Source organism: Nocardiopsis deserti (assembly GCF_008638355.1).
Lineage (GTDB): Bacteria > Actinomycetota > Actinomycetes > Streptosporangiales > Streptosporangiaceae > Nocardiopsis > Nocardiopsis alborubida.
Map to the genome: position 1 here is coordinate 1 of NZ_VWVS01000036.1, position 23702 is coordinate 23702.

Annotated in this window: 19 protein-coding genes and 1 pseudogene; 15 read left to right on the top strand and 5 right to left on the bottom strand. The window is 73.4% G+C overall.

Going from position 1 to position 23702, the window contains the following annotated elements:
• Positions 1 to 458, top strand: a pseudogene (locus FYW99_RS31025) (5,10-methylene tetrahydromethanopterin reductase); the annotation flags it as partial.
• Between the two features lie 110 nt (positions 459 to 568).
• Here FYW99_RS31025 and FYW99_RS31030 read toward each other — a convergent pair.
• On the bottom strand, positions 569 to 2179 hold the full coding sequence (locus FYW99_RS31030; protein WP_150256084.1) for a BCCT family transporter: 1611 nt from the start codon (positions 2177 to 2179) through the stop codon (positions 569 to 571).
• A gap of 394 nt (positions 2180 to 2573) precedes the next feature.
• Here FYW99_RS31030 and FYW99_RS31035 point away from each other — a divergent pair, with 394 nt between their 5' ends.
• The 8 genes from FYW99_RS31035 (at position 2574) to FYW99_RS31075 (ending at position 13582) form a co-directional block, all read left to right on the top strand.
• Complete coding sequence (locus tag FYW99_RS31035) at positions 2574 to 3494, top strand: helix-turn-helix domain-containing protein (protein ID WP_223839858.1); 921 nt, start codon at positions 2574 to 2576, stop codon at positions 3492 to 3494.
• A 188-nt stretch (positions 3495 to 3682) separates the two neighbouring features.
• Entirely contained in the window at positions 3683 to 4573 is an 891-nt protein-coding gene (locus FYW99_RS31040) for an ABC transporter ATP-binding protein (RefSeq protein ID WP_150256086.1), read from the top strand.
• Positions 4570 to 5622, top strand: coding sequence for an iron-siderophore ABC transporter substrate-binding protein (locus FYW99_RS31045; RefSeq protein WP_150256089.1), 1053 nt, complete (start codon positions 4570 to 4572; stop codon positions 5620 to 5622). The genes FYW99_RS31040 and FYW99_RS31045 overlap by 4 nt, the downstream gene beginning before the upstream one ends.
• Positions 5622 to 7724 carry an iron ABC transporter permease gene (locus FYW99_RS31050; protein ID WP_150256091.1) on the top strand — a complete coding sequence of 701 codons (2103 nt, stop codon included), beginning with the start codon at positions 5622 to 5624 and terminating at the stop codon, positions 7722 to 7724. The genes FYW99_RS31045 and FYW99_RS31050 overlap by 1 nt, the downstream gene beginning before the upstream one ends.
• 42 nt (positions 7725 to 7766) lie before the next feature.
• Complete coding sequence (locus FYW99_RS31055) at positions 7767 to 8864, top strand: peptidase C39 family protein (RefSeq protein WP_150256093.1); 1098 nt, start codon at positions 7767 to 7769, stop codon at positions 8862 to 8864.
• Between the two features lie 127 nt (positions 8865 to 8991).
• Positions 8992 to 9315, top strand: coding sequence for a putative quinol monooxygenase (locus FYW99_RS31060; protein WP_150256095.1), 324 nt, complete (start codon positions 8992 to 8994; stop codon positions 9313 to 9315).
• 751 nt (positions 9316 to 10066) lie between these two features.
• Positions 10067 to 11359 (top strand): HNH endonuclease signature motif containing protein, encoded by a 1293-nt coding sequence (locus FYW99_RS31070; RefSeq protein WP_150256120.1) that lies wholly within the window; start codon positions 10067 to 10069, stop codon positions 11357 to 11359.
• A 756-nt stretch (positions 11360 to 12115) separates the two neighbouring features.
• Positions 12116 to 13582, top strand: coding sequence for a glycoside hydrolase family 43 protein (locus FYW99_RS31075; RefSeq protein WP_150256099.1), 1467 nt, complete (start codon positions 12116 to 12118; stop codon positions 13580 to 13582).
• Positions 13583 to 13659: 77 nt separating this feature from the next.
• Here the strand turns inward: FYW99_RS31075 and FYW99_RS31080 are convergent, their stop codons facing one another.
• Together FYW99_RS31080 and FYW99_RS31085 are read right to left on the bottom strand one after the other, a co-directional pair.
• Complete coding sequence (locus FYW99_RS31080) at positions 13660 to 14301, bottom strand: DAK2 domain-containing protein (protein WP_150256101.1); 642 nt, start codon at positions 14299 to 14301, stop codon at positions 13660 to 13662.
• 38 nt (positions 14302 to 14339) lie between these two features.
• Entirely contained in the window at positions 14340 to 15338 is a 999-nt protein-coding gene (locus FYW99_RS31085; protein WP_150256103.1) for a dihydroxyacetone kinase subunit DhaK, read from the bottom strand.
• A gap of 233 nt (positions 15339 to 15571) precedes the next feature.
• On the opposite strand from FYW99_RS31085, the gene FYW99_RS31090 reads away from it, so the two are divergent.
• Genes FYW99_RS31090 through pdxA form a run of 4 tightly spaced genes read left to right on the top strand, consistent with a single transcriptional unit; the run spans position 15572 to position 20116 of the window.
• The gene (locus FYW99_RS31090; protein ID WP_150256105.1) at positions 15572 to 16345 is read left to right on the top strand and encodes a DeoR/GlpR family DNA-binding transcription regulator; all 774 of its coding nucleotides are present in this window, start codon (positions 15572 to 15574) and stop codon (positions 16343 to 16345) included.
• 20 nt (positions 16346 to 16365) lie between these two features.
• Positions 16366 to 17772 (top strand): GntP family permease, encoded by a 1407-nt coding sequence (locus FYW99_RS31095; RefSeq protein ID WP_150256107.1) that lies wholly within the window; start codon positions 16366 to 16368, stop codon positions 17770 to 17772.
• A gap of 9 nt (positions 17773 to 17781) precedes the next feature.
• Positions 17782 to 19101, top strand: coding sequence for a four-carbon acid sugar kinase family protein (locus tag FYW99_RS31100; RefSeq protein WP_150256109.1), 1320 nt, complete (start codon positions 17782 to 17784; stop codon positions 19099 to 19101).
• On the top strand, positions 19094 to 20116 hold the full coding sequence (gene pdxA, locus FYW99_RS31105) for a 4-hydroxythreonine-4-phosphate dehydrogenase PdxA (RefSeq protein ID WP_150256111.1): 1023 nt from the start codon (positions 19094 to 19096) through the stop codon (positions 20114 to 20116). Before FYW99_RS31100 ends, pdxA begins: the two co-directional genes overlap by 8 nt.
• 80 nt (positions 20117 to 20196) lie before the next feature.
• Here pdxA and FYW99_RS31110 read toward each other — a convergent pair whose 3' ends face one another.
• A complete protein-coding gene (locus FYW99_RS31110; RefSeq protein WP_150256114.1) occupies positions 20197 to 21123 on the bottom strand; it encodes a LysR family transcriptional regulator in 927 nt (308 codons plus the stop codon).
• Positions 21124 to 21206: 83 nt separating this feature from the next.
• Between FYW99_RS31110 and FYW99_RS31115 the strand changes: the two genes are divergently transcribed.
• Positions 21207 to 21932 (top strand): SDR family oxidoreductase, encoded by a 726-nt coding sequence (locus FYW99_RS31115; RefSeq protein ID WP_150256122.1) that lies wholly within the window; start codon positions 21207 to 21209, stop codon positions 21930 to 21932.
• A gap of 121 nt (positions 21933 to 22053) precedes the next feature.
• Here the strand turns inward: FYW99_RS31115 and FYW99_RS31120 are convergent, their stop codons facing one another.
• Positions 22054 to 22674: an FMN reductase gene (locus tag FYW99_RS31120; RefSeq protein ID WP_150256116.1), complete on the bottom strand. Its 621-nt coding sequence runs from the start codon at positions 22672 to 22674 to the stop codon at positions 22054 to 22056.
• Positions 22675 to 23172: 498 nt separating this feature from the next.
• Here FYW99_RS31120 and FYW99_RS31125 point away from each other — a divergent pair.
• Positions 23173 to 23702, top strand: a 530-nt coding sequence (locus FYW99_RS31125) for a cellulose-binding domain-containing protein (RefSeq protein ID WP_190394892.1), incomplete at its 3' end; no start/stop codon positions are given.

Sequence of the window (23702 nt, forward strand, 5' to 3'; positions counted from 1 at the left end):
GCCGCTTCGAGCACTACGGACACGGCAAGGCCGACCAGGCCATCGTCGGCCTGGGCGGGCAGGTGTTCATGCGCAAGAACTCCCAGGACGCGGTGAAGGAGTTCCGGCCCTACTTCGACAACGCGCCGGTCTACGGCGGCGGCCCCTCCCTGGAGGAGTTCACCCGCGAGACCCCGCTGACCGTCGGCAGCCCCCAGCAGGTCATCGACCGCACGTTGGGCTTCCGCGACTCCTTCGGCCACTACCAGCGCCAGCTCTTCCTCATGGACCACGCGGGCCTGCCGCTCAAGACGGTCCTGGAGCAGCTGGACCTGCTCGGCGAGGAGGTCGTGCCGGTGCTGCGCAAGGAGTTCGCCGCCGGGCGGCCCGCGCACGTGCCCGACGCGCCCACCCACGCCTCTCTGCTGGCGGCCCGACAGGGTGAGCGGACCGCGCCCGGCCAGGACGGCCAGCGGTAGGACGACCACTCCGGCCCGGGCCGCGGACGCGAGTACGTCCGCGACCCGGGCCCCGCCGTGTCGGGAACCCGGACGGGGGTCCGTGCACGACGGGGCCCACCGCAGTGCCCCTAGCCGACCGGCTCCTCGGTCCGCGGCGCGCGGGCCCCGTCCTCGTCGCCGTCCTCGGCCGGGGACGGGCGCGGAACGACGATGCCCTGCTCGATCGCCATGTCGCGCAGCAGCGGGTGCGTGGTCCACAGCGTCGGCAGCATGATCAGGCCGACGGGCACCGCGGTCACCACGATGAAGGACTGCAACGCCTGGATCCCGCCGTCCCCCACCAGGAGCAGCGCGACGGCGGCCAGGCCCATCCCCACGCACCAGAACGCGCGGACCACGCCCGAGGGCTCGCCCTCGTGCATGCTGGAGACCGAGATGGCGTAGGACATCGAGTCGAGCGTGGACGCCAGGAAGATCAGCGCGACGATCACCGTCAGCACGCCCAGTACCGCCGTCAGCGGCAGCGCCTCCAGGATGGCCAGCGCCGCGGCGGGCAGGCCGTCCTGGGCGTAGGGGCCCGTGATCACCCCCGGGTCCTGCTTCTCCAGCCAGATGCCGGTGCCGCCCAGCGCGGTGAACCAGACCGAGGTCACCACCGTGGGCAGCACCGTCGCCCCGACGTAGATGTCGCGTACGGTGCGGCCCCGGGAGATGCGGGCGAAGAAGATCGCCATCATCGGACCGAAGCCCAGGAACCAGCCGAAGAAGAACAGGGTCCAGTACCCCAGCCACTGCTCGTCGCCGGTGTACAGGGCCATGGGCAGGAACTCCTGCGCGTGCACCACGCTCGCCTGGATGTAGAGGTCCGCGACGAAGGGCAGCGACCCCATGCCGAGGACGGCCAGGATGAGGACCAGCGCCACCCAGACGTTGGCCCGGCTCAGCAGCTGGATGCCCTTGTGGATCCCGCTGAGCACCGACACCGCGGACACCACGGTCAGGCCCAGGATGATCAGCGCCTGGACGGCGTAGGTGTCGGGCAGCCCGAACAGCTGGCTGCAGATGTAGGAGATCTGGAGGCCGAGGAAGCCGATGGGCCCCACGGTCCCGGCCACCACGGCGAGCACGCAGCTGATGTCGACGACCGTGCCGATCCAGTGCGTGCGGATGCGCTCGCCCATGAGCGGCCACAGCAGGGTGCGCGGACGCAGCGGCATGCCCTTCTCGACCCCGCGCATCATGACCAGGGTGGCCAGCGCACCGCCGATCGCCCAGCCGATGAAGCCCCAGTGCACGAAGCTCTGCGCCATCGCGATGGCGGCGGCCGATCCCTCGTCCGCCTGGTCGGCGTACTGCGGGGGCGGGGAGGAGTAGTGGGCGATGGGTTCGGCCGCGGCCCAGAACACCCCTCCGGCGGCGAGCAGGGTGGTGGTGATCATCGCGACCCAGGTGAACCGGTTGAACTCGGGCCTGCCGGAGCCGCCCATGCGCACCCGGCCGTAGCGGGAGAAGGCCAGGATGGTGATGACGACGAAGGTGGCCAGCATCAGCAGCTGCCAGTAGGCGCCGAACCAGCGCGCGGACCAGGTGAAGGCCGTGTCCACGGCGGTCCCGACCACACCGGGCGAGACCAGGGCGGCCGCGACGAAGACGGTCATGAAGGCGCCGGACACGCCCATGACCCAGAAGTCGGTACGTCTGCCTCGCGCGGACGCGCGTGAGCGCAGAGTGGAGAACATGGAGTAGAGGAAGCCCCTCGAATGGAAGCACCGGCCGGGACGCGCCGCAGCCGGTATCTGAAGTTCCATGCGCTGTGCGCGCGTGGCGGCCGCCGGGAACGACCGCCCGGTCTCACGGCCAGCGCGGCAGGCGCGGCATGGAGTGGGGCGGAGCGTCAGACGCAGCCCTGCCCGGTCGCCGACGGGCACTGACGGCGGGGGACGAGGGGGAGAGCGGACCCCCTGGGTCCCACCGAGGGCGGCGCGACGACGACTTTCCACACTATCGCAGGCCACAGTGTGCGTCCGTGTGAGGGTCAACACTGGTAACGGTTCGCCGGGCCGTCCGCTGAGGGTCGGCGTACGGCCGTCCCGCCCGGGCGCCGCATCCCGCGCCGACTGCGACAATAAGGACATGTCGCCCATTTCTCCGATCCCGGAGCGCACCGGCAGCGCAACGCCCGGGACGGCCGCACCCTCCGGCGGGGGCGCGGGCCTGGGGGCCTGGCGGCGCGAGCCGAGCACTCTGGTGCGGCGGGCCGCCCCGCTTCCGCAGGGCGCCGCGGAGGCCTTCGTGATCATCGCGGAGTCGCACGTGCCGGGCGCCCCCGCGGAGTGGGAGCCGCACGCGCACCCCGCGCACGAGCTGGTGTGGGTGCGCTGCGGGGCGCTGACCGCCCGCGTCGGCGACCGTGTCTTCACCGTCTCCGAGGGGTGCGGGCTGTGGGTGCCCGCGGGGGAGGTGCACGCCGGCCGGCTGACGGCGAAGGCCGAACTCCACACCGCCTTCTTCGCCCCGGACCGCACGCCGGTCGCCTTCGAGGGCCCGACCGCCATCGCGATGACTCCGGTGCTGGAGTCACTGCTGATGCGCCTGGCCCGCACCGACCTCGACGCCGGGGCGCGCTCGCGCGCGGAGGCGGTCGTGTTCGACGTGCTGGAGCCCTCGCGTCCCCAGCTCGCGCTGCGCCTGCCCGGCGACGCCAGGGCCGACGTGATCGCCGACGCCCTGTTGCGCGACCCCGCCGACGACCGCTCCCTGGAGGAGTGGGCGCGCGACCTGGGAGTCAGCCCCCGCACGGTCAGCCGCGCCTTCCGCGCCGCCACCGGGCTCTCGTTCGCGCAGTGGCGGCAGTCACTGCGCATCCACCGGGCGCTCATGCTGCTCGGGGAGGGGTGCGAGGTGCAGGACGCCGCCGAACTCCTCGGGTACGCCCAGACCAGCACCTTCATCGACGCCTTCCGGCGCGTGATGGGCACCACCCCGGGGACGTACTTCGGCGCCTCCCGGGCTGCCGTTGACCGGAATTCCGTATCCGGTGTCCGGAAGTCCTGATTGCAGCCACGGAGCGGCCGAATCTATCCTGAGTGAGTGAAGGCTAACCTAATTTCCCGGCCGGGCGATCGTGTGCGTGTTCGGTCGAACCCACTGGTCGGGCGGCTCGCGCACCCCGCCCGCGGTGCCGTCCGCCCCGTGCCGCGTCCGTCCTCCGCCCCGGCCGCCGCAGCCCCGGCACGCCCGGCGTGCGCAGCGCCGTGACGCGGGCGCACGCCCTGAGCGGGGACCGGCTGGTCCTGAGCTACGGCGGGTCCACGGTCGTCCACGGGGCCTCGCTGTCCCTGGAGACCGGGCGCGTGACCGCCCTGGTGGGGCCCAACGGCAGCGGCAAGTCCACGCTCCTGCGTTCGCTCGCCCGGTTGCACCGCGTCGACGAGGGACACGTCACGCTCGGCGGCCGGGACGGGCGGCCGGAGCGCCCGGTGTCCCTGCTCAGCGCACGCCGGTTCGCCAGGGAGGTCACCCTGTTCGCCCAGGCCCGGCCCACGCCGGAGGGGCTGGCGGTCCGGGACGTCGTCGCGTTCGGACGCCACCCCTACCGGCACGGCCTCGCGGGGCTCTCCGCGCGGGACCGGAGCGCGATCGAACGCGCGATGGACGCCACCGGGGTACGGGACATGGCCGACCGGGCGGCCGGACAGCTCTCCGGCGGAGAGATGCAGCGCGTCTGGCTCGCCACCTGCCTGGCCCAGGACACCGGGGTGGTGCTGCTGGACGAGCCCACCAACCACCTGGACCTGCGCTACCAGGTCGAGACCCTCGACCTGATCCGCGACCTCGCCGAGGACCACGGGGCCGCCGTCGGCGTCGTGCTGCACGACCTCGACCACGCGTCGCGCGTCGCGGACACGCTGTTGCTGCTGAGCGCCGGACGCGTCCACGCCGCGGGCGCCCCGGCCGAGGTCCTCACCAGCCACAACCTCAGCGAGGTCTACGGAATCCGGGTCGAGGTCGCCCACGACCCCCGGACCGGGCGCCCGCGCATCGACCCCGTGGGCCGCCACACGGCCCGTTCCCGGTCCGCGGCCGCGGACCACCCGAACGCCGAAGAACAGAACAGAGAGAACCACCCATGAGCCGTCTCCCCCATCTCGCGACCGCGGCCTGCGCCGCCCTCGTCCTCGCCGCGACAGGATGCGGCACCACCAACGTCGAGGAGGCCGAGACCGGCGGCGTCGCCGCGCCCGCCTCCGAGAGCTGCGCCGAGGACACCACGACCACGTCCACGGGCCCGGTGTCGCTGACCGACGGAGTCGGCCGACAGGTGGAGCTCGACCAGCCCGCCGAGCGCATCGCCGTCCTGGAGTGGCAGCAGGTCGAGGACGCGCTCACCCTGTGCGTCACCCCCGTGGCGGTCTCCGACACGGAGGGCTACAGCACGTGGGTGACCGCCGAGGAACTGCCCGAGGGCGTGACCGACGTTGGCAGCCGCGAGGAGCCCGACCTGGACACCCTCTACGCGCAAAACCCCGACCTGGTCATCGTGGAGGCCTTCAGCGCCGACGACGGGATCATCGCGCAGCTGGAGGAGCGCGGGGTGCCCGTCCTCGTCACGCTGGGCGCCGACCCGGCCGACCCCGTCGGGAACATGCGGCGCGTTTTCCGGATGATCGGCGAGGCCACGGGGCGCACCGAGCGGGCCGACCAGGTGATCGGGGAGTTCGACACCCACCTCGCCGAGGCCAAGGAGCGGGTGGCCGCCGCCGACCTGTCGACGACGGACTTCCTGTACTTCGACGGGTGGCTCCAGGGCGGCAACCTCACCATCCGGCCCTACGGCGAGGGCGCGCTGTTCACCGCTCTCGGCGAGGAGCTCGGAATGACCCCGGTCTGGACCGACGAGATCAACGAGGCCTACGGGGACGGCGGTGTCAACCCCTCCTACGGCCTGGCACAGACCGACGTCGAGGGACTCACCGCCGTGGGCGGGGCCAACCTCTTCTACGCCAACGACGAGGGCGTCGGCGGCTACGTGGAGGCGCTGGAGGAGAACCCGATCTGGAACTCCCTCCCGGCCGTCGAGGAGGACCGGGCGCACGCCTTCCCCCCGCGGATCTGGGGCGCGGGCGGCCCTCGCTCGACCGCGCAGGCGGTCGACGCCTTCGCCGACGCGATCACCCAGTAATGAGCGGACCGGTTCAGGCCCCGCCCCGGCGGTCCCCGCTGCCGCGCGTCGGCGTGCGCGGCGGCGCCGCCGGGGCGGCGGTCCTCGCAGGCCTGGTCACCGTGGTTCTCGCGGTGGCCGTGTGGCACCTCACGCAGGGAACCTCCGGTGTGGGGTGGTGGGACCTGGCGCGCTACGCGGCCGGGGAGCGGGAGGCCGTCGGCGGGGTGCCGGTCGGCGACGTGCTGACCGGATCGCGGCTTCCGCGCCTGTTCGCCGGTGTGGCCGTGGGCTTCGCCCTCGGTGTCGCCGGGGCGCTGTTGCAGTCGGTCACACGCAACACGCTCGCCTCTCCCGACACCCTCGCGGTCACGGCGGGGTCCTACCTCGCCCTCACCCTGGCGGCCGCGTTCGGGTTCGCCGTCCCGCTGTGGGCCTCCGGTCTGGTGTCCTTCACCGGAGGGCTGCTGGCCGCGGTCCTCGTGCTGGGACTGGCGGGCAACGCCGCCGGAACGGCCACGACCCGGTTGATCCTGGCCGGGTCGGCGACCGCGATGGCCCTGGACGCGGCCACCGCGATGCTGCTGATCCTGTTCAAGGAGAACACCACCGGCCTCTTCGCCTGGGGGAGCGGTTCCCTCGCCCAGCTCAACATCGACGCGTCCCTGCGCGCGATGCCGCTCATCGCCGCCGTGCTGGGCGCGGCGCTGCTGCTGAGCCGACGGCTGGACGTGCTGGGCCTGGGCGACGACACCGCGGCCTCGCTCGGCGTGCCCCTGCGCTCGACCCGGACCGCCGCGGTGCTCTGCGCGGTGCTCCTCACCGGAGCGGCGGTGACGCTGGCCGGTCCGATCGCCTTCGTCGGCCTGGGCGCGCCCGTGCTGGCACGCCTGCTCGCCGGCCGCGTCCGGCCGCTGCGAAGGCACCTGCTGCTCGTGACCGTCTCCGGGCTCCTCGGCGCACTCCTGATCCTGCTCGCGGACGCCGGGCTGCGGGCGCTGCTCGGCGCCGAGGGCGCCGCCTCGATCCCCACGGGAGTGCCGACGGCCGTGCTCGGCGGCCTGCTCATCGTGGTCCTGGCCCTGCGCCTGCGCGACGCGGGCCCGGTGCGTCGGCCCCCGGGCGCGCGGACCGGACCGCGCACGCGGCGACGCTTCCTCGGCGTCCTGCTCGTCGCGGTGGCCCTGCTCGTCGCGGCGGTGCTCGTGGGCCTGCTCGCGGGCAGCCTGTGGCTGCGCACCGGGGACGTCGCCCTGTGGCTCCAGGGGACCGCACCGGACCTGATCGGCCGGTCCCTGGACGAACGGGTCCCCCGCGTGGCCGCCGCCGTGCTCGCCGGAGCGGCGCTCGCCCTGGCCGGGAGCGCCGTCCAGAGCACCGTGCGCAACCCGCTCGCGGAGCCGGGACTGCTGGGCATCACCGCCGGAGCCGGGCTGGGGGCGGTGATCGTGGTGACCTCCAGCGCGAGGGCCGGTCTGCCCTCGCTGGTCACCACGTCGGTCCTCACGGGCCTGGCCACGTTCGCGCTGATCGCCGTGCTGGCCTGGAGGGGCGGACTGCGTCCGGACCGGTTCGTCCTGATCGGCATCGGGTGCGGGTACAGCCTGAGCGCGGTCACGACGTTCCTGCTCCTGCGCGCCGATCCCTGGCAGACACCGCGCATCTTCACGTGGTTGTCCGGCACGACCTACGGGCGCACCCTGCCGGAGGTCGTGCCGGTCGCCGTGGCACTCGTCCTCGCGGCGCCGCTGGTGCTCGGCCTGGCCCGTCACCTCGACCTGCTCGCCGTCGACGAGGACACGCCCCGCATCCTCGGCATGCGGGTGGAGCGGATGCGGCTGGTACTGCTCACCGTCGCCGCGGTCCTCGCCGCCGTCAGCGTGGTCGCGGTCGGGGTCGTCGGCTTCGTCGGGCTCGTGGCGCCGCACCTGGCCCGCGCGCTGGTCGGCGCCCGGCACGGGCGCAGCGTCCCGGTCGCGATGCTGCTGGGCGCACTGCTGGTCTGCGTGGCGGACACCCTCGGGCGCACGCTCCTGGCCCCGGCCCAGCTACCGGCCGGGCTCATGATCGCCCTGGTCGGCGCCCCCTACCTCGTCTGGCTGCTGCGCCGCTCCCGCGCGTGAACCGCCGTGTCGGCCCCCTCTGATCCCCACCAGGAGTAGCGAATGCCACCTCACAGCCCCGACGCGCCCGCCCCGGCCGTCGTACCGTTCGACCCGGCCGCCCCGCCCGCGCCGCTGGAGCGGATCGCCTCCGACCGGGTGCTCGAACGCTGGGGAGCGGTCGACCGCTCGTCCTACGCACCCGAGATCGTGGCCGTCCCCGACGGCACGGGGGAGGGCTGGGCCGCCGCCGCGCTGGTGACGGCGCGCCCCCGGACGGCCTACGCCAAGATCGTCGACGCCGTCGGCGACGTGCCCGCCGCGGCGGAGGCGGTCCTGGCGCACGCGCGGGGCAGGGGGCTCGTACAGGTCAAGTGGGAGGGGTGGACGGTCGGAGCCGAGGACGCCGCGGCCGTCGGCTTCGTGCCGCTGGAGGCCCCGCGCGGGGCGCCCGAGGACGCCAGCCGCCCGCGCACGGGCTACGTCCGCTGGCTGGACGGGGGGCTGGAGGAGGAACCGCCGTACTACCGGCAGTCGACGAACTTCACGTGCGGAGCCGTCACCGCCCTGGTCGCGCAGGTGCGGGCCGGGGCGGCGCCCCGCGAGTCCCTGGACCGCCCGGCGGAGCTGACGCTGTGGCGCGACGCGACGAACTTCCCCGCCTGCGAGCCCGTCGGGCTGGGCGTGGCCGTGCGCCGGGCCTGGCCGTCCTCGCCCGTCACGGTGTTCCTCGACGTGGACCGGCCGGTCATGCTCGACTCTTACGCCGAGGACGAGAGGGAGTGGCGCGCCGTCCTCCAGCGCGCGTCGCGGGCGGACGCGGTGCGGGCCGGGGTCCCGCTCGACCCGCGCCGCCTCTCGCTGGAGGGCGTCCGCGGCGCGATCTCCCGGGGGGAGTGCGTCCTGCTGCTGGTCTCCCTGGCCGCGATGCAGGGTTTCGACGTGCCGCACTGGGTGCTCTGCCACGGCGCCGTGCCGGGCGCGGTCGTGATCGAGGACCCGTGGACCAACGACGCCGCGGGGGACACCTGGGTCGACGCCCACCTGCTGCCCGTGTCCGACTCCGCGCTCGACGCGATGTCGGCCATGGAGGGGGACGGGTACCGCGGCGCCGTGGGCATCGCGGCGCAGGAGGGCGGCGAGCCGTCCCGCCGCCGGTGAGAGCACCCCGGTCCTGTGAAACGTTTCACCCCGGTCCGTCCGGCGGCCGCCGCGGCCGCCGGTTCTGGGAAAGTGGGGGCGGGGCACGGCACACCGCGTCCCGCAGCACCAACAGTGAGGAGGGGCGATGATCCTCATCGTCGTCAAGTTCCGGGTCAGGCCCGAGGTCGGGGACGGGTTCCTGGACGCGGTCGCCGACTTCACCGCGGCCACCCGCGCCGAACCGGGCAACCTGTGGTTCGAGTGGTCCCGCAGCGTCGAGCGCGAGAACGAGTTCGTGCTCATCGAGGCGTTCAAGGACGGCGCCGCCGAGGCGCACGTCGGCAGCGACCACTTCCGCGACGGACTGGCCGCCATGAAGCCGCTGCTCACCGAGACCCCGCTCATCGTCAGCCGGACCGTGGAGGGCGAGGGCTGGGACCGGATGGGCGAGCTCACCATCGACGCCTAGACGGTTTCGTGGGAAGAGGGGTTTTGTCTCCTGCCCACTCGGCAGCGGGAACGTCGAGGCGGCCATGTTTTCCACGAGCGGTCACGTTTTCCACAGGTGGTGGTTGGGGGTGTTCCGCGGTGGGGTGGGGATGGTTTTCTGGAAATAGGGGGGATCCCACCCCGGTCCACTGCGGCATGCCCTGAAGCAGCTGACAAGAAGCAGCTGACAACCTGAAGCAGTTGACAAGCAGCCGCCAAGCAGCCGACACCCCAACGGGAATAACTAATCTAGGGGTAGGGAGGGGCCTTCTTCAGGTCTCTCCCCTGCGCTGTTCCTGCCAGGGGTTGTTGGCGGCAACGAAAGCGCACCTGCTGCCGCGAAGTGGAACAGATTTCGAAAAGCGGTCAGCGTCCGGTGGGGGCGGGGGTGTCCGACGAACAGCGGCACCAACGGCGGGAGCCACTGGCGGAGGGCGACCAACGCCCAGGGCGTGGGGGTGGTGGGGCTCTGCTGCGTCGGCACCAACGGCAGGCGGACCCTCCCGCTTCGGGCAACGCCTTTGGTCCCTGTGGCCGGGGCGGGCGACGGTGGCACCAACAGCGAGCGACCATTCTGGTTGCGCATTTACGGACGCCTTTCGGATCGCCGTAATTGTGGCTTTCCAATCAGGGGCAGGTCTCCGAGAAGAAAGCCAGAAAGGCAGGAAGTCCAGGGCTGTGAATAGTGGAATAATGGTGGGCGCTGGCTTATAATAAGAGGTATGGAGATGATGCTTGCAGCGCCCGACGTGGCCCCCGGGGAGTGCTCCCCGGTCGTGGTCGCGCTGGCCGGTGCGCGCGAGATCATCGACCAGGCATGGGACGCCGAGGTACCGCCGGGGGCGGACGAGAGTGCGGCTGAGGAAGTCGCCGCCCTGTGGGCGCAGCTGGAGAAGATCCGCTTGCGCGCGTTGGTGCGGATGGCGGGTTTGTACGCGCGGGGTGAGGTGGCCCGCTACAGCGGTTACTCCACGTTGGACAAGTGGCTGGTTCACCACGGCAAGATGCCCACCGCCCAGGCCAAGGATCTGGCCCGTTTGGCCCAGCACGTGCATGAGGAGACCTTGCCTGCCACCGCCCAGGCCTTGGAGGAAAACACGGTGGCCTTGGGTGAGGCGGTGGCGATCGCCAAGGCCACCGACACAGCCGCCCAGACCCGCGACGCCCAGCATTTCCCCGATGAGCAGGAGTACCGGCAGGGGTTTGAGTCAGCGTTGGTGGCCGCCAAGCAGGAGCGGCCCGCGTTGTCGGTCAACCAGATCCAGGCGGTGGCCCGCCAGGTCGCCTACCGTATGGATCCGCACCGTCTGGACCGCGACCACGAGGCCGCTCACGCTGGGCGTGGCCTGAGCGTGCACGACACGTTTCAGGGCAGCTACCAGTTGCAGGCCTGGGGCGGGGTCGGGGACGCGTTGGTCGTGCGCGCGGCCATCGACACCTTCACCACCCCACCGAGTGAGGACGACACCCGCACCCGGTCCCAGCGTGAGCACGACGCGCTCATCGCGGCACTGCGCTTTGCCACCACCCACACCGGATGCGACAACGCTCCCGCTCCGTTGGTACAGATCCGCATCCTGGTGCCGGTACAGACCTACCTGAACGCCGAAGGCCAGGAGAGGCCCGCTCTGGACGAGCGCGGCCGCGTCATTCCGGCCGGGGTGGTGCACGAACTCGCGGGGGACTCCGAGGTGGTGCGGATGCTCACCGCACCGCCCACCGGACAGGTGCTGGATGTGGGTCACAGCCGCAGGTTGGCCTCAGCCCGACAGCGCACGGCGGCTTTCCACGGACATGCCACGTGTGCGCACCCGGGCGGATGCGAGGTGCCGATCTCGTTCTGCCAGGCCGACCACGTCACCTCGTTCTCCCGGGGCGGGCGCACGGTGGTAGCGAACCTGCAACCGTTGTGCGGGCCGCACAACCGGGCCAAGTACCAACGCGAACTGCGCACACACCAACACCGAGGACAAGGACGGGGCCATCCGCCCGGCGGGGACCCGGACCCACCGCCCCGGGAATGACCCCCGGCCGTGCCGAGCCCTGGCATGCCCGCGCCCGACATGCAGCCCGGGCCCAACGCCCACCGTCGTCGCTGCCACCGTCGCCCACCCCCACCACCGGGGGTCGGTACCGCTGCCCGAGGCCGGAGGGACCGCTCGCCTTTGGTGCCAACGCAGCAAAGCCCCACCATCCCCGAACGCCAAGCGTTGGTCGCCCTCCCAAGCCACCTCGCGGCAGCCGGTGCCGCCACCTCGGTCACCACCCACAGCCAGAGTGTTGAGCGGGGACCCTGGACACCCACTGCCTTTGGTGCCGACGCCGCCACCGCCACCATCCACAGCCAGAGCGTTGAACGGGAACCCCGAACACCCGCTGCCTTCGCTGCCAACGCATGAGCGAGCAACCACCCCCGAACCCCGGGCGTTGGTCGCTCTCCCAAACCACCTCGCGGCAGCTGCCGACGCAGGAACGGCCAACCACGCATGAACCTCAGGCGTTGGTCGCCTTCCCGTAGCCGCTCTTGCCTTTGGTGCCACCGCAGCAGGCTCCGCCACCGCAGCAAACACCCACCACCCACCACCCATCACCCATCACCCACCACCCACCACCCACCACCCAGGGTCGGCATCGCAAGGAACCGGCGTCGCGGGGCTGGCACCGCGGACCCGACCCGGCCATACCCGACCCGACCCGGCCAGACCCGACCCGACCCGACCCGACCAGACCCGGCCAGACCCGCTCCGGCCCGACCCGGTGGGACATGCCACACTCGTGGGGTGAGCGAGCCCGAAGTTCCCCCCGGAGGCGGTGTCCTGCCGACCCGCCCGATCCTCGGCGGCTTCCACCCCGACCCCACGGTGTGCCGCGTCGGCGACGTGTTCTACCTGGCGTGTTCGAGCTTCGAGTACGCGCCGGGGGTCCCGCTGTTCCGATCGTCGGACCTCGTGGCCTGGGAGCGGATCGGCGCGGTGATGGACCGGCCCTCCCAGCTGGCGCTGTCCGGTGCCGCGCCCTCCTCGGGCGTCTACGCCCCGACCCTGCGCCACCACGACGGCACCTTCTTCCTGGTGACCACCAACGTCTCCGACGGCCCGGGACACCTGCTGATGACGGCGACCGACCCCGCCGGTCCGTGGTCCGAGCCGGTACGGATCCGCGGCGCGGGCGGCATCGACCCGGACCTGGCGTGGGACGGAGACGGCAGGTGCCTGCTCACGTGGTCGGACGGCGGGATCCGCCAGGCCGTCCTCGACCCGGCCACCGGTGACCTGCTGTCCGAACCGCGCCCGCTGTGGAGCGGTACCGGGGGCAGGGACCCGGAGGCGCCGCACCTGTACCGGGTGGGGCGGTGGTGGTACCTGATGGTCGCCGAGGGCGGCACCGGCCCCGGACACGCGGTGACGATCGCCCGGGGACCCTCTCCGGAGGGCCCGTTCGAGGCCTGCCCGCACAACCCCCTGCTGACCGCCAGGGGGACGCCGGGTCCGGTGCAGAACACCGGCCACGCCGACCTGGTCGAACGGCCCGACGGGTCGTGGGCGGCGGTGTTCCTGGGAGTGCGCCCCTCGGGCTCCTTCCCCGGCTGGCACGTGCTGGGCCGGGAGACCTTCGCCGCCGACGTCGCCTGGCGCGACGGCTGGCCCGTGGTCACCGGGCCGGTCGAGCCGGAGGAGCCGCCGCGGGTGCGCGCCTCGCTGGGCGAGGGCACGATCGGCCCCGACTGGGTCGGCGCCGGGGTCCTCCCCGACCGGGTGCTGCGGTGGTCACGGGACCGGTGGCGGATGTCGCCTCCCGGGGACGAGCGGGTGTTCGTCGGCCGCCGCCAGGAGCACACGACCATGACCGTCCGGGCCGGGATCGACGCGGACGGGGGCGCGGGTGCCCTGGAGATCCGCGTCGACCCCGCCCACCGGTTCGCCCTGGAGGTCGAGGGTACGCGGGTGCGCGCCGTCGCCCGGGTCGGACCGCTCACCACCGTGCTCGGAGAGGCGCCCGCGTCCGCGGACACGGTGCTCGAACTGCGTGTGGAGCCGTCGACGGCGCCCGAGTACAGCCGCGAACGGGGACCGGACGTGGTCGTCGCCGCGGTCCGCACCCCGGAGGGCACCACCGAACTGGCCCGGATCGACGGGCGCTACCTGTCGACCGAGGTCGCGGGCGGTTTCACCGGCCGCATGGTCGGGGTGAGCTGCGGTCCGGGCGGGACCGGGGTGCGTTTCGTCGAGTACCTCGGCGGCGCCTGACCCCCGCCGCGGGCCTTCGCCGCGCATCCGTTCGAGAGGTAGCTGTGCCCGCAGCACCCGGCCGTCCGCGCCGGGGTTCAGTCCCCGACGACCCCCTGCGCCGCCCGGTAGAACAGGGCGACGGTCACCGCGCCGGGGTCCGGGCTGCCCAGGGCGGCCTCGCCCACGTAGCTGGTGCGCCCCCGGCGGCCGAGCAGGCCGCTGGTGCCCTCCGCGCCCTCCCGCGCGGCCTCCGCCGCCGCCCGCAGCCCGGCGTGCAGCTCCGCGCCGCCGCCGACCGCCCCGGACAGGGCCTCCGACGCCGGGGCGATGGCGTCGACCATGGTGCGGTCCCCGACCTCGGCCGACCCCAGCCGGTGCAGGGTCGCCCACCCGTTCGCGGTGGCCTCGGCCACCATCGCCAGGGTGAACGCCTCCGCTCCGGCGCCCGCCTTGGCGAACTCGCGGAACCACATGCCGAACAGCGGGCCGCTGGTGCCGCCGCTGTGGCCCAGGAAGGTCTCCGCCATCACCTCGAAGGGCTGCCCGGCCGCGCCCGTGGCGGCGGTGTCGGCCAGGGCCTCGCGCGTGCGGCGCAGCGCGGTGGTCATGTTGGTGCCGAAGTCGCCGTCGCCGCTGCGGCGGTCCAGGTCGGTGAGGTACCCGCCCTCCTCCTCGACCGCGCCGATGAAGGCCTGCACCCACCGCTCGACGTCGGAGGGACTGAGCTGCTCTGCCATGCCGGTGCTCCCGTGCGGATTGTGGTGGGACGGATGTTCTACCAGGTGAGCGCGGGCGTGGCGGCCGGAGCGTCCCACAGCTCCAGCACCTCGTCGTCGGCCCCCACCAGGGTGACCGAGCAGCCCGCCATGTCCAGGGAGGTCACGTAGGACCCCACGAGTGAACGGGCCACCCCGATCCCGGCGGCGTCCAGGACGCGCCGCACCTCGCGGAACACCCCGTACAGCTCCAGGTCGTGTGTGGCGCCCAGACCGTTGACGATGGCGATCACCCGGTCCCCGCGCCCCAGCCCCAACGCCTCCACCAGCGGGGAGACCATCGGGGGCACCAGCTCGCGGGAGGGGCCGAAGGCCCGCCGCTGCCGGGCCCGCTCGCCGTGGATGCCCACGCCGAACTCGACCTCGTCCCCGGGCAGCTCGAACGAGGGCCGCGACTCGCCCGGATGGGCGCCCGCGGCCAGCGCCACGGACAGGGTGCGGCTGCGCTCGGCCACCCGGCGCCCGAGCGCGGCCAGCTCCGCCAGGTCGGCGCCGCGCTCGGCCGCGGCGCCGCAGACCTTCTCCACCGCCACGACCGCCGCCGTGCCCCGGCGGCCCGGGCCTTCGCCGTCACCGGTGTCGGTGGCCAGGTCGTCGTCGACCAGGACGATCTCGCTCCGCACGCCCGCGTCGGCCAGCAGCTCACCGGCGATGCGGAAGTTGAGCACGTCGCCGGTGTAGTTCTTGACCACGTGCAGGACGCCCCGGCCGGTGTCGGCCGCCTGCGAGGCCGCCCGGATCTGCACGGCCGTGGGGGAGGCGAAGACGGCCCCCGGCACGGCGGCGTCGAGCATGCCGGTGCCCACGAAGCCCACGTGCAGGGGCTCGTGGCCCGAGCCGCCGCCGGAGACCACCGCGACCTTGTCCGCGGCCGGGCGGGCGCGCACGACGTAGGCGGGTTCGGCGTTGAGGCGCACGTGCTGCGGCCAGGCCGCCGCGAACCCCTCCAGCGCCTCGGGCACCACGTCGCCCGGCTCGTTGATGAACTGTCTTCGCATCGGCACGCTCCGTAGTCCTGGCGGCGGCCCTCTCCGACGCCTTATGCGACATAGCCGTGTGCCGCCCCGCCCAAACGTCCCCGGCCGCGCTGTTCTCCGCGCGGTGGCCGCGCCCGCACTCCTCGGGCGTTATATGCGCGTTATGAGCACAATGGGCCGTGACCTCTTGCTTTTCCCTGCGTGAAGCGCGCAGTATGACCCTGTTCACATGCGCGAAACAAGCAGGAGTGATCATGCGGCACCAAGGGCTGCTGGACGCCGTCACCGACGGCGTGCAGAGGGTCGAGGACCTCGCGCGGGAACTCGGCATCAGCCCCTCCACCGTGCGGCGCGGGCTGGGCGAGCTGGAGAGGGCAGGAAAGGTGGTCCGCACCCACGGCGGCGCGGTCCCCGCGCCCGCGGGCGCCGAACTGTCCTGGACCCAGAAGAGCCTGCGCAACGCCCCCGCCAAGCGGCGCATCGCCGACCACGCCGCCGCGCTGGTCGAGGACGACCACGTCGTCCTGCTGGACGCCGGGAGCACCACCACCTTCGTGGCCGAGCGCCTGGCCCGGCGCTCGGGGCCCACCGTGGTCACCTCCGGCCTCGGGCCCATGGCGGCGCTGCACGACGCCGAGGGCATCGAACTCGTCGTGGTCGGCGGGCGCGTGCGGCGAAGACGCGGCTCCATCGTCGGCGACTACGCGCACGGCGTCCTGGACCGCATCACCCCGCACATCGCCTTCATCGGCGCCGACGGACTCCTGCCCGGCCGGGGGCTCAACTGCCCCAGCCCCGAGATCGCCGCCGCCAAGGAACTCCAGATGCGCAGCGCCCGGCGGATCTTCGTGGTCGCCGACTCCAGCAAGGTCGGCTCCGGCCCCCACCCGTACTGGGCGGTCGTCCCCGGGCCCTACGGCCTGATCACCGACGACGGGATCGGAGCCCGCGAGCGCGGGGCCCTCGACGCCGATCCCGCCTGCACCCCCCACATCGTTCCGGTCGGTGCGGGCACGCGACCGGAATGACCCCCTGAAAGGCACCTGGTATGGAAGTACAGCTCCTCGCCGCACTGCTCCTGGGCGTCGGCACCGTCATCGTCCTCATCGTGTGGTCCCGGCTGGACGCGTTCGTCGGACTGCTCGCCGGAGCCCTGGTCACCGGCGTGGTCGCGGGCGTCCCAGCCCCCGAACTGGTGGAGCACCTGACCACCGGCTTCGGCAACACCCTCGCCGGAATCGGCATCGTCATCGCCCTGGGCGTGATGATCGGCACCGTCCTGGAGCGCAGCGGCGGCGCCGACGCCCTGGCCAAGGCCTTCGTCCGCATGGCCGGGAAGGGCCGCGAGGACGTGGCGATGACCGCCACCGGCGCGGTCGTGTCCGTCCCCGTCTTCTGCGACTCCGGCTTCGTCATCCTGCACCCGCTCGCCCGCTCCCTGGCCAGGCGCTACGGCAGGCCGCTGGTCGTGATGAGCCTGGCCCTGGCGGGCGGGCTGTCCATCACCCACCACCTGGTCCCGCCCACGCCCGGCCCGCTCGCCGCCGTCGGCCTCCTCGAAGCCGACCTGGGCACCACCGTCCTGCTCGGCGGGGCCATGTCGATCCTGCTCGTCCCGGTCGTGGTGCTCTACGCGCGCTACGTGGGACCCCGCCTGGAGGCGAGCGTGGAGCCGGGCCTGGTCCCCGAGAACGCCGCCGCGGGCGGACCGGGCACGGCCACCGGCAGGGGCGCCGCGTCCGGCGCCGCACTCCCGGGCGCCGGACGCGACATCAGCCAGGAGCCGCCGGACCCGGGCGTGAGCGCGCTGACCGCCTCCGTCCCGCTGCTGCTGCCCCTGCTGCTCATCGTCGGCAACACCTTCACCGGCGCACTCGCCGAGGGCAGCGCGGTCGCCGGTGTCTTCGCCTTCCTCGGCAACCCCGCCATCGCCCTGATCATCGGGCTGGTCATCGCCGTCTACACGCTGCCGCCCCGGGGAACCGGGCGCAGGGAGGTCGTCTCCTGGCTGACCGCGGCCGCCGCCTCGGCCGGAATGATCGTGTTCATCACCGGCGCCGGAGGGGCCTTCGGCGAGGTCCTGCGCGCCTCCGGCGTGGGCGACGCGCTCGCCGAGGCCGTCTCCGGCTGGCCCGTGCCGATGTTCCTGCTGCCGTTCGTGATCGCCACGTTCGTCCGGCTGGCCCAGGGCTCGGGAACCGTCGCCATCATCACCTCCGCCACCCTCAGCGCCCCGATCGTGGCGGCGGCGGGGATCAACCCCGCGCTCGCCGTGGCCTCCGCCTGCGCCGGTTCCTTCGTCTTCTCCTACGTCAGCGACTCCTACTTCTGGGTCGTGACCCGGTTCACCGGCCTGTCCGGCGGTGCCGCCATGAAGATGTGGAGCGGGATGACCACCGTGCTGTGGCTGGCCAGCCTGCCGCTGCTGTGCGTCGCCGCCCTGGTGCTGGGTTAGGGGGACCCCGTGGCGCGGATCCTCGTCCTGGCCGACGACCTCACCGGAGCCAACGCCACCGGCGCGCGCTTCGCCCAGACCGGCATGCGCGTGGCCTCGGTGGACACCGGACACGCCCCCGAGGCGGCCCCGGCCTACGACGCGGTCGTGGCCAACCTGGACAGCCGCCACCTGCCCGCCTCCGAGGCCGCAGGGCTCGTCGCCGACACCGTGGCGCGGCTCTGGCCGGTGGACCTGGTGGTCAAGCGCACCGACACCACCCTGCGCGGCAACGTCGGCGCCGAACTGGAGGCCGCCTGGAGGGCGGTGCGCGAGCACACGCCGTCCGGAGTCCGCGTCCGCGTGCTCTTCGCCCCCGCCCACCCCGCCTCCGGGCGGATCACCGTCGACGGCGTCCAGCTGCTCGACGGGGTCCCCCTGGAACGCACCCAGCTGGCCCTGGACCCGCTGAACCCGGTCCGTACCAGCGTGGTCGCCGACCTCGTCGCCGAGCAGAGCGCCCTGGCCGTGCGGCACCTGTCCCTGGGGCGGGTCACCCGCGCCGACCTCGTCGGAGAGCTGCTCGCGGGCGACGAACCCGTCGTGCTGTGCGACGCCGTGACCGAGGACCACCTGGCCGACATCGCCCGGGCGGCGGCCGCGGCCTCCCGCCGGGACGGCACCGTCTGGGTGGCCGCCGACCCCGGCCCGTTCGGGGCGCTGCTGGCCCGCGAGCTGGGTCTGCGCGGCACCACACCCGACCCCGGGCCGGTCCTGGCGGTGGTGGGCAGCGCGACCGAGCTGACCCGGCGCCAGCTCGACACCGTCGCCGAGGACCCCTCGGCGGAGTTCGTCGACGTCGACGCCCGGCGCTTCACGTCCGACCCCGGCCACCGAGACGAGGTCGCACGGCTCCTGGACCGGGCCCTGGCCCGGAACCCCTTCCCCGCGGCCGTGGTCGTGCGCACCCGCGCCTCGGCCGAGGACGTCGTGCGCCTCCCGGCCGAGGCGCGCCGCGCCATGCCCGGCATGCTCGCCGCCCTGGTCGCCGGGGCCGTCGCCCGGGCCCGCCCCAGCGCGCTGTTCTCCAGCGGCGGCGACGTCACCTCCGCCCTGCTCGCCGCCCTGGACGTGCGGGCCCTGGACGTGGGCGGCGAACTCGTCCCGCTGGCCGTGCACGGCCGCCTGGACGGCGGGCCGCTGGAGGGCACCCCGATCATCACCAAGGGAGGCCTGGTCGGGGAGCAGGACACCATCGCGCGCTGCCTGGCGCGGCTGCGCGACACGGTCAACGACAGGCTGCGCGGGGTGTCCGCGCGGATCCCGAGCGGAAGAAGAGAAGATGACTGAACGCCCGACCCTGGCCGTCACCGTCGGAGACCCCGTCGGCATCGGCCCCGAGATCACCGTGCGCACCCTGGCCGAGGTGGGCGCCGCCGCCCCCGCGCGCGGGGTGGTCGTCGCCGACCCCGCCGTGCTGCGCCGCGCGGCCACCGTCCTGGGCCTGGACGTGCGGGTGCGCGCCGTGTCCTCCTGGGACCTGCCGCCGGAGCAGGAGGGGGTGGTCGACTGCTTCGACACCGGCGAACTCGGCGACACCGAACTGGAGTGGGGCAGGGTCGACGCGCGCGCGGGGGCCGCTGCGGTCCGCGCGATCGAGGTCGCCACGCGTGCGGCGATGGAGCGGCGCGTGGACGGGATCGTCACCGGGCCCGTCAACAAGGAGGCCATCTGGGCCTCGGGCAGCCGCCACCTCGGCCACACCGAGATGCTCGGCGAACTGACCGGCGTCACCCGCCAGAACACCATGTTCGTGGTGCGCGGCAAGAAGATCTTCTTCGCCACCCGGCACGTCTCGCTGCGCGGCGCGCTGGACAGGATCAACGAGGAGCAGCAGGTGGGGGCGATCACCGAGGCGCTCACCGCGCTGCGCGTGTTCGGCCACGACGAGCCCACCCTGGCGGTGGCGGCGATCAACCCGCACGGCGGCGAGAACGGCGCCTTCGGCGACGAGGAGATCCGCCACCTGGCCCCGGCCGTGGAGCGGGCGCGCGCCTCGGGCGCCGACGTGGTCGGACCGGTCCCGGCGGACTCGGTCTTCCACCGCCTGCTGACCGGCCACTACGACGGGGTGCTCTCGCAGTACCACGACCAGGGCCACATCGCGGCCAAGACCTTCGACTTCGACGGGACGATCTCGGTGACGGTGGGCCTGCCGATCCTGCGCACGTCGGTGGACCACGGCACCGCCTTCGACATCGCGGGCCAGGGGGTGGCCGACCACGGCACCATGCGCTCGGCCTTCCTGCACGGGGCCGACTTCGCCCGCTTCGCCGACCGCATCCGCGCCGAGTACGGGAGCTGACCGCGGGCGGGGCGCCCGTCGTCCGTCCGTGTGTGGGGCGCGGACGGCCGACGGGCCGGCCAGGCGCCCCGGACCCGGCCTCAGCCGCCCCCGACCGTGGCGGGGGAAGGCGACAGGGCCTGGCCGGACCGCCCGGAGCCGCCGCACGGCGCGGCCTCGCGGAGTCCGGCCGCCGCGCGGACGAGTGCGGCGACCGCCCGGGAGCGGCTGCTCGACGGCCACGCGATCACCGTGGTGGCCTCCGGAGCGTCGACGACGGGCACCGCGACGTGTTCGGGCCACTGCCAGGCGCGGCTGGAGGCGGGGATGACGAGCAGCGTCCTGCCGAGCGCCACGAGCTGGGCGAGCTGTGACTGGGTGCGCACCTTCGGCCCGGGGCCGTCCGGGTAGGTCCCGTCGAGCCGGGGCCACCGGGCGATCGGCAGGTCCGGCACGTCGCCGACCTCCGCCAGCGTGAGCCGGTCGCGTGCGGCGAGCGGATGCTCGGCGGGAAGGATCGCGACCTGGCCCTCGACACAGAGTTCCTCGGTGTCGAACCCGGCGAGGTCGTCGAAGGGGCGGTGCATGAGAGCCACGTCGGCGCTCCCGTCGCGGAGCAGCCCCGCCTGTTCGCCGACCTCGCACAGGAGGACCTCGACCGGGGGCGCCCCGGGTACGCTCCCCGCCGCGTCGAGGAGCCTTCGCAACAGCTCATGGGACGCCCCGGCCTTCGTCACGAGCACCAGCGGCCGCTTCGGGTCCCCGGCACGCCGTGTCCGGCGTGCGGCGGCCGCGACCGCGTCGAGGGCGGCTCCGGCCTCCCGGAGCAGCACCCCGCCGGCGTCGGTGAGCGCCACGCCGCGACGGTTCCGGTCGAGGAGCCGGACACCGATCCGCCGCTCCAGCTGGCGGATCGCGCGCGAGAGCGGGGGCTGCGCGATTCCGAGCCGGTCGGCGGCGCGCCCGAAGTGCAGTTCCTCGGCGACGGCGACGAAGTACCGGAGCTCGCGGGTTTCGAGATCGTCCACGCGAGCAGCCTACTGGCCGATACCCGGGGGGTATCACGGCGGACCGAGCCGGTATTGGACGGTGCGTGCGCGCTCCGACGAGCATGGACCTCGTGAACGACACGAAGACCGCGCTGGTCACCGGCGCGAACAAGGGAATCGGTTTCGCCATCGCCCAGGGGCTGGGGGAGATGGGCTTCACGGTCGCGGTGGGGGCCCGCGACGACACCAGGCGGGGGGAGGCCGTCGAGCGCCTGCGCGCCGCGGGCGTCGACGCGTTCGGGGTCGCGCTCGACGTCACCTCCGACGACAGCGTCGCCGCCGCGGCGGCGACGGTCGAGGAGACGGCGGGGCGGCTCGACGTTCTCGTCAACAACGCGGGCATCTCCGGCCGGATCGACGGCGGCGCGCAGGATCCGACCACGCTCGACCTCGACGTCGTCCGCACCGTCCTCGACACGAACGTGTTCGGGGCCGTGCGGGTGACGAACGCGATGCTCCCGCTGCTCAGCCGCGCGAAATCGCCGCGCATCGTCAACATGTCGAGCAACATGGGCTCGTTGACGCTACGGACCGGCCCGGTCATGGCCGCCTACGCGCCGTCGAAGACCCTGCTCAACAGCGTCACGGCACAGTACGCCCGCCGGTTCGCCGACACGGACGTCATCGTGAACGCCGCCTGCCCGGGCTACGTGGCGACCGACTTCACCGGGTTCAACGCGCCGCGGACGCCCGAGCAGGGCGCGGCGATCGCGCTCCGGCTCGCCACCCTGCCGGACGACGGGCCGCGCGGCGGCTTCTTCGACGACGAGGGCGCCGTCCCCTGGTGATCCCGGGCAGGCGGAGGGCGGGGGGCTAGACAGTGTTTTTTGGGACCTCCGCTTCGCTTCGGCCCGTGTTCGGGCGCCCGAACCACCCCCCACAAGCTGAGGCCGGTTCAAAAAACAGACCCTAGGCGCCCAGGCCCGACATCAGGTCGGCGAAGGGGACCGGCTCCTCGTAGGGGTCCCCGGCCGCGGGGGAGTGGTCCGCGGCCAGCGCCGCGAGCTGGCGTCCGGCGCGCTCGACGCGCTGGGACAGCTCGCGGCCGCCGCCCTCGCCCGAGCCCCAGTCCTCCGAGGCCGCGTACACGCCGGTGGGCGCGACCACCGAGCGGGTGTGGGCGAACATCGGCCGCAGCGCGTGCTCCAGCACCAGCGAGTGGCGCGGGCTGCCCCCGGTCGCGCCGATCAGCACCGGCGTGCCGTCCAGGTCCTCGGGGTCGACCACGTCGAAGAAGGACTTGAACAGTCCGCTGTAGGAGGCGTTGAACACCGGGGTCACCGCGATGATCCCGTCGGCTCCGGCGACGTCCTCCAGCACACCGCGCAGCTCACCGGTGGGCACCCGGGTGGTCATCGCGTTGACGATGTCGTGCGCCACCTCGCGCAGCTCCACGGTGCGGGTGCGGACCTCGTCGCCGCGCTCGCGCAGCGAGGCCTCGGCGGCGGCGGTCAGCCGATCAGCGAGCAGGCGGGTCGAGGAGGGCGTGCTCATCCCCGCCGAGACGGTCACCAGTGTGCGGGTCGCCATCTGTCCCCCTAGCAAAAAGCTTCTTGAGAAGTAGTTTATTGGCGAAACTACCAGAGGAACGGCGCGTCCGCCCCGGCTATTCCCGAGGGGCGCCGTGGCAGGGCGGGAGGTGTGCGCTTCCCCTGCGGAGCCGGGGTTCGCCGAGGCCGCGCGACATGCCGAACGCTGTTCTTTACGGGGTGTTTACATGTGAAGCTGCGGTGGTTATTCTCATGGGAGCGCTCCCGAGTGTTCTGGGTCACACGCGGCCCGGATTGCATGCGGGGGCGCGAGCGTTCATGTCCCCCCAGCCCATCCCACCCCCGCGCTCCTGTTCTGGGAGCGCTCCCATCCATGCGGACATCCCCCCGCGTCGCGACACCCTCCACGGAGGACGACGTGCCCCGCGCACCACCCGCACCACCCGGACCACCCGGATTCCACGCATCAGTCGGCGATCCCGCGTCCCGACACTCTCGTCCCTCTGGCACCACCCCCCACCATGAGGAGAAGCAAGAGGTGAGCAGAATCCTGCGCGCTCCGGACAGACGTCCGGGCGCACGACGCGGCCTGGCCGCGACATCGGCCCTGATCGTGGGTGCCGCACTGGCCACGGCCGTGCCAGCCCCCGCCAGCGCCGCGGCCGGTTGCGAGGTCGACTACCAACTCAACGACTGGGGCTCCGGCTTCACCGCGAGCGTGGAGATCACCAACCTCGGCGACGCGGTCAACGGCTGGACCCTGGAATGGGACTTCGCCGGAAACCAGCAGATCACCAACTCCTGGAACGGCACCGTCTCCCAGAGCGGCCAGAGCGTCTCGGCGACCGGTGCCGGGTACAACGGCGCGATCGCGACGGATGGCACGGTCACCTTCGGCTTCCAGGCCACGTATTCGGGCTCCAACGCCGTCCCGGCCGAGTTCGTCCTGAACGGTGTGGCCTGTGAGGGCCTGGTCGACCCCGGACCCGACCCCGACCCCGACCCCGACCCCGATCCGGACCCGGACCCCGGCACGGGCGAGCGGGTGGACAACCCCTACGTGGGCGC